The 12,652-nt window shown below is 56.0% G+C and carries 10 protein-coding genes; 5 read left to right on the top strand and 5 right to left on the bottom strand.

Going from position 1 to position 12,652, the window contains the following annotated elements:
* Nucleotides 1-55 precede the first annotated feature (55 nt).
* Nucleotides 56-658, top strand: coding sequence for a TetR family transcriptional regulator (locus tag JAO79_RS16200; protein ID WP_199005906.1), 603 nt, complete (start codon nt 56-58; stop codon nt 656-658).
* Here JAO79_RS16200 and JAO79_RS04355 read toward each other — a convergent pair.
* From JAO79_RS04355 to dauA, 4 genes are all read right to left on the bottom strand, one after another.
* Entirely contained in the window at nt 655-2,493 is a 1,839-nt protein-coding gene (locus JAO79_RS04355) for an SLC13 family permease (protein ID WP_199005905.1), read from the bottom strand. The genes JAO79_RS16200 and JAO79_RS04355 overlap by 4 nt on opposite strands.
* Before the next feature lie 236 nt (nt 2,494-2,729).
* Nucleotides 2,730-4,328: an isocitrate lyase gene (locus JAO79_RS04350; RefSeq protein ID WP_199005904.1), complete on the bottom strand. Its 1,599-nt coding sequence runs from the start codon at nt 4,326-4,328 to the stop codon at nt 2,730-2,732.
* 244 nt (nt 4,329-4,572) lie between these two features.
* Nucleotides 4,573-6,519 carry a CASTOR/POLLUX-related putative ion channel gene (locus JAO79_RS04345; RefSeq protein WP_199005903.1) on the bottom strand — a complete coding sequence of 649 codons (1,947 nt, stop codon included), beginning with the start codon at nt 6,517-6,519 and terminating at the stop codon, nt 4,573-4,575.
* Between the two features lie 23 nt (nt 6,520-6,542).
* Nucleotides 6,543-8,285: a C4-dicarboxylic acid transporter DauA gene (gene dauA / locus JAO79_RS04340; RefSeq protein ID WP_199005902.1), complete on the bottom strand. Its 1,743-nt coding sequence runs from the start codon at nt 8,283-8,285 to the stop codon at nt 6,543-6,545.
* Nucleotides 8,286-8,381: 96 nt separating this feature from the next.
* Here dauA and JAO79_RS04335 point away from each other — a divergent pair, with 96 nt between their 5' ends.
* Genes JAO79_RS04335 through JAO79_RS04325 form a run of 3 tightly spaced genes read left to right on the top strand, consistent with a single transcriptional unit; the run spans nt 8,382 to nt 10,338 of the window.
* A complete protein-coding gene (locus JAO79_RS04335) occupies nt 8,382-8,570 on the top strand; it encodes a CopG family transcriptional regulator (protein WP_199005901.1) in 189 nt (62 codons plus the stop codon).
* A gap of 18 nt (nt 8,571-8,588) precedes the next feature.
* Nucleotides 8,589-9,602, top strand: a complete 1,014-nt coding sequence (locus JAO79_RS04330) for a ChaN family lipoprotein (RefSeq protein WP_199005900.1) — start codon at nt 8,589-8,591, stop codon at nt 9,600-9,602.
* Nucleotides 9,603-9,630: 28 nt separating this feature from the next.
* The gene (locus JAO79_RS04325; RefSeq protein ID WP_199005899.1) at nt 9,631-10,338 is read left to right on the top strand and encodes an SIMPL domain-containing protein; all 708 of its coding nucleotides are present in this window, start codon (nt 9,631-9,633) and stop codon (nt 10,336-10,338) included.
* Nucleotides 10,339-10,342: 4 nt separating this feature from the next.
* Here the strand turns inward: JAO79_RS04325 and JAO79_RS04320 are convergent, their stop codons facing one another.
* Nucleotides 10,343-11,410: a beta-N-acetylglucosaminidase domain-containing protein gene (locus JAO79_RS04320; protein WP_199005898.1), complete on the bottom strand. Its 1,068-nt coding sequence runs from the start codon at nt 11,408-11,410 to the stop codon at nt 10,343-10,345.
* Nucleotides 11,411-11,581: 171 nt separating this feature from the next.
* Between JAO79_RS04320 and JAO79_RS04315 the strand changes: the two genes are divergently transcribed.
* Complete coding sequence (locus JAO79_RS04315; RefSeq protein WP_199005897.1) at nt 11,582-12,625, top strand: acyltransferase family protein; 1,044 nt, start codon at nt 11,582-11,584, stop codon at nt 12,623-12,625.
* The last annotated feature ends 27 nt before the right edge of the window (nt 12,626-12,652 follow it).

Genomic DNA, 12,652 nt, shown 5'->3' with positions numbered 1-12,652 from the left:
TAAACATTTATTCCGCTATACTGACGGTTTATACCGACACTATAGTTACGGGACCATGGCACGGAAAACGAAAGCAGAAGCAGCAGCCACTCGCGAATCCATTCTCGATGCCGCTGAGCAGGTATTTTTCGACAAGGGCGTTGCGCGCGCGTCGCTCGAACAAATTGCCCATACCGCCGGTGTAACCCGAGGCGCGATCTACTGGCATTTCCGCAATAAACAGGACGTTCTCGATGCAATGCTTGAACGAGTCCGCGCACCGTTGGGCGAATTGCTGGAGAGTGCCCGCGAGGGCGGCGGCAGCATTGAAAACCTCAAAGCGATGTGTGTTTTAGCACTGAGAAAGCTGGCCAATGACAAACACTACTTTCGGGTTCATTACATCCTGCTGCACCGCAACGAATCGGATCAGGCACTGATTCGCCACCGTGAATTATCGGCCAGTGCGATCGCACAATTGATTGAGGTGATGAGACTGCCGGAAAACCGTAAGCGCCTGCGGTCCCACCTCACGCCCGAGCAGGCCGCCTACTTGCTGCATACGCAAATGCTCGGTCTGTTTTTCCACTGGCTGACCGCTCCGGAACAATGGCCTCTGGCTGAAATAGCCCCCACACTTATCGAAACCGTGTTTTATGGTTTGCTCCTGGACAACTAGGACCACACCCAAAGGATCACCGGTACCGCAACACCGATAACGACCAGAGAAAGCGGCAGCCCCAACCGCCAGTAATCGCTGAAGCGGTATCCGCCCGGCTCCATCACCAAGGCATTGGACTGGTGCCCAATGGGAGTGAGGAAAGCACAGGAGGTTCCTACAGCAACGCCCATCAACGCGGCATCTGCCGGCAACCCCAATTGTGCTGACAGGCCCAGCGCAATGGGCGCCACCAGTACCGCGGCCGCTGCATTATTCACCACATTGGACAACAGCATCGATCCGGTCAGGATGATGGTGAGCGCCACCCAGTTTGGCTGCCCGTGGGCCACGCCCAGAATTTGCGCAGCAATAACATCTGCCCCGCCAGTTGCTTCCAACGCCTGGCCAACCGGAATCATGGCGGCAAGCAGGACAATCACAGACCAATCAATCGCCTGATAAGCCTCGTTGGCATCCAGTAGCTGGAACACCACCATCGCCACTGCACAGGCCACCAAGGCCACTGGCGGCGCCAACAGCCCCGCTAACACCACGCCGATGGCTCCAAGGAACAAACCGCCCGCTAACCAGAGGCTCTTCTGCCGCCCTAATGACAGCTCACGCTCCGCCAAAGGCAGGCAGCCGAGTGTTTGCAACGTCGCCATCAAATTATTTTCATAGGCCTGAACCAGCAGGATATCGCCGGAGCGAAACCGAATATCGGACACCCGTTGGGTCAAACGGTGCCCCTGACGAGCAATGGCCACCACGTTCAATCCATATCGCTCACGAAGGTTCAGACGGTTGGTTGTGCGCCCGATCAGCGCAGAGGACGGGGTTATCACCGCTTCCATAAGCCGGACATCGCCGGTCGCAATGTCCTCCTCCCGCTCCGCCCGGGCCTGCTTGATCCGCGCCGGCTCGCCCTCACCTGCGTTTTCATCGCGTTCGTCTTCAGAGTCCTCAACGGTATTCGCCAATGTAAGCCCGGTTTTCTCGACAAATTCCTGCAGACTTTCGGTATCCGCCTGTACCAACAAAACATCATCCTCCCGCAACACCTGATAGGGAGATGGCGCGGGTGAACTTTTCTCGCTTCGAATGAGGGCTAGCACCGCCACACTTTCCTCTTCTTCACCGGAGGTCAGCAAGTTATGCAAAGTGCTACCGGCATAACCGCTGCCATCCGGTACTCGAAGCTCAGTGACATAGTCCCCCACGTTGAACAGTGGCTCGTCATCGGCAGGATTGACCCGCTTGGGGGTGAAGCGCCAACCGACGAGTCCGATAAAGACAACCCCGGCAACCGTAATGGCCAGTCCCGCGGGCGCAAAATCAAACAGTCCGAAAGTGCCACCCTCGCGGTAGCTGGCGATAATGATATTCGGCGGAGTACCAATGAGTGTGATGGTGCCTCCCAGCAGCGAACCAAAGGCCAGAGGCATTAGAAGAAACGACGGTGAGCGGCCAGACTTTCGAGACATCCAGATGGCCACCGGCATCAGCAGCGCCAACGCCCCCACGTTATTGATAAACGCTGAACACAGAGCAACAACCCCCGTTAACGTCACCACCTGCAACACCGGGTTATGCCCTATTCTGGCCAGATACCGGGCAATTGCATCGACCACCCCACCATTGACCAAGCCTTGACTAATCACCAGTACGGCTGCCACGGTAATCACCGCGGGGTGACCAAAACCTGCAAAAAGGGCGCTGGCAGGCACCAGGCCAGCAACCGCGACCGCCAACAACGCCAGCATGGCCACCACATCGAAACGCAAGCGGTTCCATACAAACAGGATCAGCGTGACACCCAGCACTAAAAAAACCGTGCCTTGCTCAACGTTCAATAGCGCGCTCCTTTTGCCGACCTTCTTGCAGCATACAACAAAGCGCTCAAAACGAGAGATTCGCCTACAAGGTGTCAGGCATTTATATGGACGACCCTCTGCCAAAGTAGAGCTAAACTCCAACTTTCAGAACCTTAGCTTTTGAACACTTGTCAGCCTTCCTGACGCTATTCCAGACACAAAAAAAGCGGCCCCGTTTCCGGGGCCGCTTTTCAACACTGCTTAGATCGTCGAGATTAGATGTTCTCGAACTGACCCATAGTGTTGTCTTTACCGCCAGCCTTCAGCGCAGCTTCACCTGCGAAGAATTCTTTGTGGTCGTCACCGATGTTAGAACCAGCCATGTCCTGGTGCTTAACAGTGGCGATGCCCTGACGGATTTCCTGACGCTGAACACCAGCAACGTAGGCCAGCATGCCTTCGTCACCGAAGTAGCCTTTCGCCAGGTTGTCAGTAGACAGAGCGGCAGTGTGGTAAGTCGGCAGAGTGATCAAGTGGTGGAATACACCCGCTTCACGTGACGCGTCACGCTGGAAGTTACGAGTCCACTCGTCAGCCAGCTCAGCCAGCTCAGAGCCGTCGTAGTCAGCGCTCATCAGACGGTCGCGATCGTACGCAGATACGTCTTTACCTTCTTCCTTCCAGGCGTCGAATACCTGCTGACGGAAGTTCAGAGTCCAGTTGAAGGACGGGCTGTTGTTGTAAACCAGCTTGGCATCGGGAACAACTTCCTTGATGCGGTTTACCATGCCAGCGATCTGACCAACGTGAGGCTTCTCGGTTTCGATCCACAGCATGTCTGCGCCGTTCTGCAGGGAAGTGATGCAGTCCAGAACAACACGGTCTTCACCGGAACCTGGCTTGAACTGGAACAGGCCAGAAGCCAGACGCTTCGGCTTCAGCAGCTTGCCGTTAGACTTGATCACAACGTCGCCGTTCTCGATCTGAGAAGCGTCTTCGATGTATTCGCCGTCCAGGAAGCTGTTGTACTGGTCGCCCAGGTCACCCGGCTCGTTGGTTACAGCGATCTGCTTGGTCAGGCCAGCACCCAGAGAGTCGGTACGAGCAACGATAACACCGTCGTCTACACCCAGCTCAAGGAACGCCAGACGAACAGCGTTGATCTTGGACAGGAAGTCGGCGTGAGGAACGGTTACTTTACCGTCCTGGTGGCCACACTGCTTCTCGTCAGAAACCTGGTTTTCGATCTGGATGCAGCACGCACCCGCTTCGATCATCTGCTTGGCCAACAGGTAAGTCGCTTCAGCGTTACCAAAACCAGCGTCGATGTCAGCAATGATCGGTACAACGTGAGTTTCGTGGTTGTCGATCTGCTTGATCAGCTCTTCGGCTTTCGCAGTGTCGCCAGCTTTTTCAGCGGCTTCCAGGTCACGGAACAAGTGGTTCAGTTCCCAGGCATCAGCTTGACGCAGGAAGGTGTACAGCTCTTCGATCAGGCCAGATACAGAAGTCTTCTCGTGCATGGACTGGTCAGGCAGAGGACCGAACTCAGAACGCAGAGCGGCAACCATCCAGCCAGACAGGTACAGGTAACGACGCTTGGTGCTACCGAAGTGCTTCTTGATAGAGATCAGCTTCTGCTGACCAATGAAACCGTGCCAGCAACCCAGAGACTGAGTGTACTTGGAAGTGTCGGCATCGTAAGCGGCCATGTCTTCACGCATGATCTTCGCGGTGTACTTAGCGATGTCCAGACCAGTCTTGAATTTGTTCTGGGCGCGCATGCGGGCAGCGTGCTTAGGGTTGATGGCGTTCCAAGTCGGGTTTTGCTTGACGATGGAAGCGATCTGATCAACGTCTTGTGAGTAGGGCATGATCTCTATCCTTTCTACGTTTGTGTTCAAAAGGTATGGGCCAGTGCTGCCAGGCACCAACCGCTGCCAACCGGAGCCCCAAAACGGGTTAAGGTTGACGTTGGACGACACTTTACTGCGTTCAATCTTATAATTGAAATTTATATCGTGTATTTCCAGCATTTTCTTGGTGAATGGTGATCTGAACCACTTTTACCTCAAACACTTGCACTATTCACACACTCACGAATGAATTGACCCCCACTCAGGTTCGGCTCATCACCAGCAGCTGGTCACCTTTTCGAAGATCCAGGTATTGCTTTCGGGGCAGGTTCATTTGCAGATGCCGACCACGCTCATCGGCAGCTTCACGACGTACGCCCAGAGCGATTTCTCCTCGGGTCGCCAGCGTTTTCTCGAGAAACTGAAAATCCGCACTGGCAGGTAAGGGATAATCTTCAGGATCACGGAACTGAATTTCAGCACCACCTACGGTAAACAGCTCGTCGAGCACCACCCTCAGCTCCCTGCGCAACGCGACTTGCGCCAAAACGTGACTGAGAATCATCGGGCTGATCAGCATCTCGCTCCGATGGTTATGCATCAAATGCCGATTATCGGGATCACTCAGCTCCAGCAAAACCTGTGGCCTGCACCGAGCCTCCGCCAGTATGTCTTCCAGCTGCAAGTACCCCACCATTGCACGGGCGTCGGCTTCTTCGTCCGAGCCCAATCGGTCGCTGCTCAACAGCATCACCGTATCGTATGACGCCGGGTCGAGCTTTCGGAGCTCGTCTTCCACCATGTAATCGGCCTCCAGCAAACGCCCGTTCACGCTCTCTAGGTCAACACCATAGCCCGACATCTCGCGTTGCCGATTTTGCAGGGGGGTAGCCGACACCATGTCCAGCTCGAACTCCCGGTCAGGGTAGCTACCGAATTCTTCTACCAAACCCGGCACCCTTCGATTCCAGCCCAGCACCAATACTCGATGCTTGCCTCTAGCCACGGGGTTACTGGTTTGGGCCGGCATGCGTTCGACACGCGGCAAAGATTCCAGTTTCGGATCCGGGCCTGTATGCGCATAATCTCCTGCAAGCAGCACCACCCGGTCGTCACTTCGGATAACGGTATCAGAGGGCGCCAGCAGATTGACCGCCCAACCGCCAGACTGAGCCGGATGCAACAGCCCCAACACAATCGCATTTGGCCTTTGTGAGGCCAGTTCACCCAGCGTTAGCCCCTCGGCCGTTTCACCACCCCGGACGAAGATCTCACTGCCCTCACCAGCTGTCAGAAGCTCGTTATACACTTCTGACAGATTCGGATGCAGGACATTTTGCACCATCAAGCGGCTGATGGTGGAATCACCCGCGACCACTTCAACGGCCCCGGGGTAAGCCCGCTCAATCACCGACAACTTGCGCATGTCCTGAATTTCGGCAACCACATACGGCAGCGGCACACCAAAGTGACGGGCCTGGGCCGCAATCGACAACAGCGCTTTGACGGTTTCCACATCGGAGGTCACCGGGCTGTCGGCATCGTAACCCTGGCTAGGTACAATCACGGCGGCCGCATCCAAACAGGCCACCCGATGCAAAGCATCAGGCTGAATCGCTGAACCACTGCGCAGGATCACCTCACGGGCGCGGCGGCCCACCCCCGGCTCGTTCCGCAGTTCGTATACCTGTTCAACACTGGCCTGTTCCGCCAGCACCACCAGGCGCAAGCGTTGGGTATCGTGTTTCTCCAGAAAACGCCGCATACGGCCGGATGAACCAAACAACTCGGCGACTAAAGGAGGTGTTTGTGCAGTCCAACCGAGCACGACCACATGATTTCTCAGGGTAACGGGTGTCAGACCCAGTTCCAGATCCGTCATCTTGGCAATCAACCAGCGGGTCAGGATGGCCACCAGGGTGCCCATAAACACCACATAGCCAAGCAACGTCAGCAGGGTTGAGACAATTCGCTGCCAGGCACCTGCGTCGTCGCCCAGATACCCGGGGTCAGTGAGGCGCAGAAACGCCCACCAGATCGCGGCGCCCGGATCTTCAAACTCACCGCCTTGAGGCACCACCAACAGGCCACCAATCAGTGAAATCAGGCCGATAAAAAGCCCGACCACCAATAATTGAAAACCCGCGCCTTTAAGCAGTTGGCGTTCCAGAACAAATTTGATTCGATCGATAATTCGAAATGGCAGCATGATGACCCTCTTTTGAGGGCAGTTTAACGCAGATTCTGCAGAGAGCCAGAAGCGGCCGCTTCCAATGCTGCCGCCAACGTTGGATAGAACTGGCTGACACCCGGCTCCGGCTGCAGACCGGCACGGGCCAGAGTGCGCAGAGGCTGGAACTGAAGATCCGCAATAAAAATCTGAGTGTTGGCCTCGCGGCAACTCGCAATTAGTTTATTGAGTGCCGACAAGCCGCCTGCATCCAGTACGGTCACGCCATCCATGTACAGGATGATACCGTGCGTTTGCCGGGACAGGCCCGCCAAATCACCGAAGATCCGGTCCGCCGCTGCAAAGAACAGAGGACCATTAATCTTGAACACCTGCCAGTCTTCCGATAAACCGAACGGCTTGACCCGCTTACTGCCGGAAATGTCAGTAACCTTGGTCATCTGCGCCATTTCCCGCATGAACAACACCGCCGCCAGCAGCACCCCTGCGGTTATGGCAATCACCATGTCCAGCACAACGGTCAGGCTGAAACAGGTCAGAAAAACCAGGACATCCATGCGCGGCGCGGTTTTCAGAAGGTGCACGGCTTTCGGCGCTTCACTCATATTCCAGGCCACCATGATTAATAAAGCGGCCATCGCGGGCATTGGCAGGTAGGCCAGCACGCCGGCCAGAGACACCAACGCCAGCAAAACCACCAAAGCGTGGATCATCGCCGACACCGGGGACTCAGCACCGGCGCGATAGTTGGCAGCGGAACGGGCAATTGCGGCCGTTGCGGTAATGCCTCCGAAAAATGGCACCACAATGTTGCCAATGCCCTGCCCCATCAGCTCGCTGTTCGCGCTGTGACGCCTGCCAGTCATGCCATCCAGCACCACCGCACACAACAACGACTCAATGGCCCCTAACATGGCAATCGCAAACGCCGCCGGTAACAACGCCTGAAGCATCGCCCACGACAACCCCACCGGCTCGCCCTGTGCATTCAACTGCTGCCACGGCCAGGTAAATTCAGGCAAGAACGGGGGGATGCCGGCGCCTGTGCTGCCGTCTGGCAGCAAGTAGCTGAAGCGGGAACCAATGGTTTCGATCGCTGCCCCGTTCGCGTTGAGCCAAAGCGCCAACAGACTACCAATCACCACCGCCGGAAGATGTGGAGGCACCGGGGTTTTGAGCCGGGGCCAAAGCAGCATGACCGCCAAGGTTGCGGCCGCGACCAGGGTACTCATGCCGTCGAGCGCCGGCATCTGCTGGGCCAGCACCGCCAGCTTGTCCCAATAAGGCTCGGGTATGCTTTCAACCGACAAGCCAAAGAAATCTTTGACCTGCAAGGTCGCAATAACCACCGCGATGCCACCGGTAAAACCCAACGTGACCGATTCCGGGATGTACTCGATAAAACGCCCTAAACGCATCAGCGCCATCATCACCAGCAGCACACCCGACATCAGCGTGGCCAGCAGCAAGCCGCCCAATCCATAGTTCTGGGCAATGGGGTATAAAATGACAACAAAAGCGGCGGTGGGGCCAGAAATACTGAATCGGCTGCCACCCAACACCGCGATGATGAAGCCGGCAATAAAAGCGGTGTACAAACCGTACTGAGGGGCCACACCACTGGCGATCGCCAGCGCCATAGCAAGCGGTATGGCGATGATGCCGACGGTAACGCCGGCCATCAAGTCCTTCAGAAACCGGGAACTGGTGTACCGCTCATCAATACAGGCTTCGCGCAGTGCGTGGGCAAACCTCAAGGAAAAAAGATGAGCGCGATGCGGCATGAACGGACTCCCGGTTGCGAAGACAATCTTATAATTATATGCTCACCCAGATAACATTCAATGTTAATAAAATTAACATGAAAGGCATTTTGAGTCATGACAAAAGAAAACCGCACCGCGCGACTGACCCTGCTGATCGACCCGGATAAAAAAGCCGTATTCGAGGAACTCTGCAAACAGGATGATGTCACCCCCTCTCAGAAGGTCCGGCAATTCATCCGCGAATACGTGGAGCAAAAACTGGGGGAAGACTGGCGTGAACAACGTAACCAAAAGCGCGACTAAGCAAGACACCCTGCACCGATGATCAAGCTTTCAGTTGCTGCACTGATCACCCTCGCCCTGCTTATTTCATCAGGCTGCGCCTTGACGCAGACACAGGGCGAATCAAGCATCCCGGCACCGGCAACGCTATACGAAAGCGTAGTAATTGACTCAAACTCTCGCCAGCCGGTATCACTTGAATACGTCGCCGACGCACTGTCCAAAGCTGACGTCGTTATTGTTGGCGAGTATCACGGACACCCGGGCTCCCACCTGCTTCAGACCCGGTTGTTAAAACACCTGCACAACCAGAACCCGCACATCACCTTGACTCTGGAACAATTCAATCTGGACCATCAAAGCGATCTGGACGACTACCTCGCCGGCGAAACGGGTGAAGCGGAGATGATCGAAGATACCAATGCATGGGACAATTATCGCGGTTCATACCGGCCTATAGTGGAATACGCGCGCAACCACAATCTTCCGGTGATCGCGGCCAATGCCCCTGCGCAAACGGTTCGCTGTGTCGGTCGGATTGGGCCGGCTTATCTCAATGCGCTACCCGATAATCAACGGCAACAACTGCCCGCTCATCCCTTTCTGGACACGCCGGCGTATCGGGAAAAGTTTATTGAAGCCATTTCCGGTAGCCACGGTTCAAATGACCCGGCGATTTCAGAACGCATGGCAAGCGTCTACAAGGCGCAGCTGTTGCGCGACAACACCATGGCCAGCCGCATTTTGCAGGCTAGAAAAAAACACCCGGGGCATCAGGTACTACACCTGACTGGCACTTTTCACAGTGAAGAGAGTCTCGGCACCGTAGCTCTGCTGAAAAAACGTGCGCCAGAGCTGTCTGTTGTTGTACTGAGCCCCGTATTTTGGGTTGCAGAGGAAGCACCTCCTTCTCTGGAGTCACAATTGGGCAAGGGCAACTTCTTATACTTGATCCAACCGTTGCCCAAGGAATATCGTGATCCCGACCGACAGAACAAAGCCATGAAACAGCGTTTTAGTGGCCGATCAGACACCCACTGTACCACCGAATAGTGAGCAACTACCAAAAGGAAATGGATCCATGAAAGTACTCGTTGCAGTCATCCTTGGGCTGAGCGTCGTTATCTCGGCCTCACTATTAAAGGATGGTCTCACCGGGCTGAAAACCGGAGACCGCTATGTCACCGTCAAAGGTGTCGCGGAACGGGAAGTGAACGCCGACCTCGCGCTCTGGCCTATTCGCTTTGTCGCCAGCGGTAAAACCCTGGAACAGGCTCAAGCAAAAGCCCGAAGCAGTCGGGAAGCCATCATGGCATTCCTGAAGCTCCAAGCCATTGAGAGCAGCGCGGTGGAGCTGCAAAGGCTCGACGTCACCGATACCCGGGCTAATCCGTATCAAGGTGAAGGCGAGCAGAAATTCATCGTCAATCAAACCCTGATGGTGCGCAGTACGCAGATCGATCGCATCCGCCATGCCGCCCAGAATGTCAGCGAACTGGTGGACTCCGGCGTCCTCTTGTCTTCCGACTACGGTCCCGGCGGCCCAACCTATCTATTCAACGGCCTGAACACCATCAAGCCGGAAATGATCGCCGAAGCCACCGAATCAGCCCGCGAGGCGGCAAGCCAGTTTGCCCGGGATGCCAACGCCAGTCTCGGCGGTTTGCGTAGAGCCAATCAGGGGGTATTCCAAATCCTTGCCCGGGATCAGGCACCCGGAATTTCCGAACAGCAGCAACCGGTGAAAACCGTACGAGTGGTTTCTACCTTCAACTACTATCTGGAATAACCTGTTACTGGGTTTGCACCATCTCATCGGTCACCAGATAGTCGCCGGCGAGCCAGCGCATAATTTCGCTGGCCGCCGGATGATCGAACGCATCGTAGGTGTGTGCCAAGGCCTGCTTGCGCTCATCACTCAAGCGCCCCAATCCTGCATCCTGGAGACTCAACAGGTCCCGCTGAATCTGATTTGCCAAGGCTTCGCCCAGCAACTCCCGGGCGGCATGATGAAACGCTTGCCCGTACTGATAGTCCGGCCCTTGCCGATAGGATTCCAGCAATGTCAGCGCGGGTATTGCCGTTAACGTAGGTTGCAAAGCCGGATTAATGGCATGGCCGGCCAAGTGCGCCGCATTTGCTGCCGGCCGGCCGGTGAACGCCCTCAGGTGCAGGTGCCGTGACATTCGATCGCCATCGTTCACCGGATAGTTGTCCCACAACACCGGCTTTCGGCCCAGCCGGTCGCCCACCCGTTTCAGATGCCCCGAAGAGATTTCCCGGGAGCACACCTCTTCACCGGTCCAGAACACCCGCACATCCTTATCAAGCTCGGCACCCAAGGTTTCCAGATAATCCGCTGGTCGCTCACCAAACACCCGGTCAAGTACCGCATCGTCGGAGTAATAAGTCGGGCAAATACTGAATGTGGTGGCATCGCTGTGGGCTTTCACCCAGCGCATAATTTCCGCCTGAGTACTGGCCAGAGACGGCGTGTTCGAGTGCATGTCGTCAAACAGAATGGCCAGTTCCTGCACGCCAATTCGATCCAGTGCTTTCAGTTTTGCAGCCAGCGCGTGGCGCGCATTCTCGTCGAACTGGTTGAAAATCTCGAACGGGCTCAAGCCCACACCAAAGCGCACGCCTTCGCGATTGCACAACTCGACAAACGCGACCAAAGCGGCAAACTCGTCCGCCGGATGCGGTTCCTGCCAGCGTCTGCGCAAATAAGGATCGGCCTTGGGCGCGTACAAATAAAAACCATAACCATGCCCTGCCAGCGTTTTCAGCAACTTGCGTCGCTCGGTCCAGCTCCACATCGGGCCATAAAATCCCTCAATCACACCGAGTTCAACTGTCATACCATGCTTGCTCCCTGACACTGGCTTTTAGACATCATACACCCGCGCTGAAACTCTCTACGAACCTTCAACCATGAACAGATGGTCAGTTGCGGGCAACCGAACTGTATACTTGCCCGCCTTCAGGCCGGCTATCATGGACCTACATCGTCACCGGAATGTGCCAGCGCCATGCAGAACACTCAAAGTCGCCTGACCGCCTTGGATGCACTTCGCGGCATTGCCGCGCTCGGCGTTGTTCTGTTTCATTATCTGCCTTACTACAACGAACTGTACGGCCACAATTTTGACAGCCCTTCCTTTCTGGAGTTCGGGCGTTACGGTGTGCACCTGTTCTTCATGCTCAGCGGTTTCGTCATTTTCATGACACTGGAGCGCACTCAAACCGCCGGCTGGTTCGGCCTTGCCCGAGCATTCCGGCTCTTACCTGCATTGTGGGCGGGCATCGCGCTGACCTTTCTTTCCGTGCACTGGCTGGGGCCCGACGACCGTGCCGTCAAGCCGGTTTCGGCGCTCTTGAACATGACCCTTCTGCACGAATATCTGGAACACCCGCACGTTGATGGGGCGTATTGGAGTCTGGTGATTGAAGCCACCTTCTACGTCTGGATCGCCCTGCTCTTCTATGGCTTGAAAAGCTGGCAACGACTCAGGCCCGTGCTCTGGTGCTGGACCGCCGTCAGCTATATCGGCGTTTTCTGGTGGAAGGCCATCCCCGAACCAATGGACTTTCTGGTGAAGGACCTTCTGTTCGTGCGTTATGCCCCGCTGTTTATGAGTGGCATGCTGCTCTTTCGCTGGCACAAGTATGGCAAACCTCCTGCCACCGACGTTGCTTTGCTGGTGCTGACGATTGGCCATTGCCTGATCGCGTACAACGCGCCCTACAGCCTATTCTTACTGGCGTGCTATGGCGTATTCATTCTGGCCGCGAGTGGTCGTTTGAACATGCTGTCACGGCCGGGGTTACTCTGGCTAGGCAGCATTTCCTACACCCTCTATCTGGTCCATCAGAATATCGGGTACGGGCTGATTACGCTGTTTTATCAATGGGGCGTGCCCGGGCCTGCAGGTGTTGCTCTGGCGCTTGCTGCCGCAATCGCTTTGGCTGCAGCCCTGCATTATGGCGTAGAAAAACCGGCCTTAAGGGCCTTCCGCCTGTGGCGCAACTATCGCACCCGAACCCCGGCTGTCAGCTCCGGAGAAAGTGCCTGAACGCGCTTTGCTAACCCCGTTCCCGCA

Origin of the sequence: Marinobacter litoralis, assembly GCF_016427555.1 — a bacterium.
Taxonomy (GTDB): domain Bacteria; phylum Pseudomonadota; class Gammaproteobacteria; order Pseudomonadales; family Oleiphilaceae; genus Marinobacter; species Marinobacter litoralis_A.
Note: the sequence above shows the minus strand (reverse complement) of the source record. Positions and strands in the feature narration are given on the sequence as shown.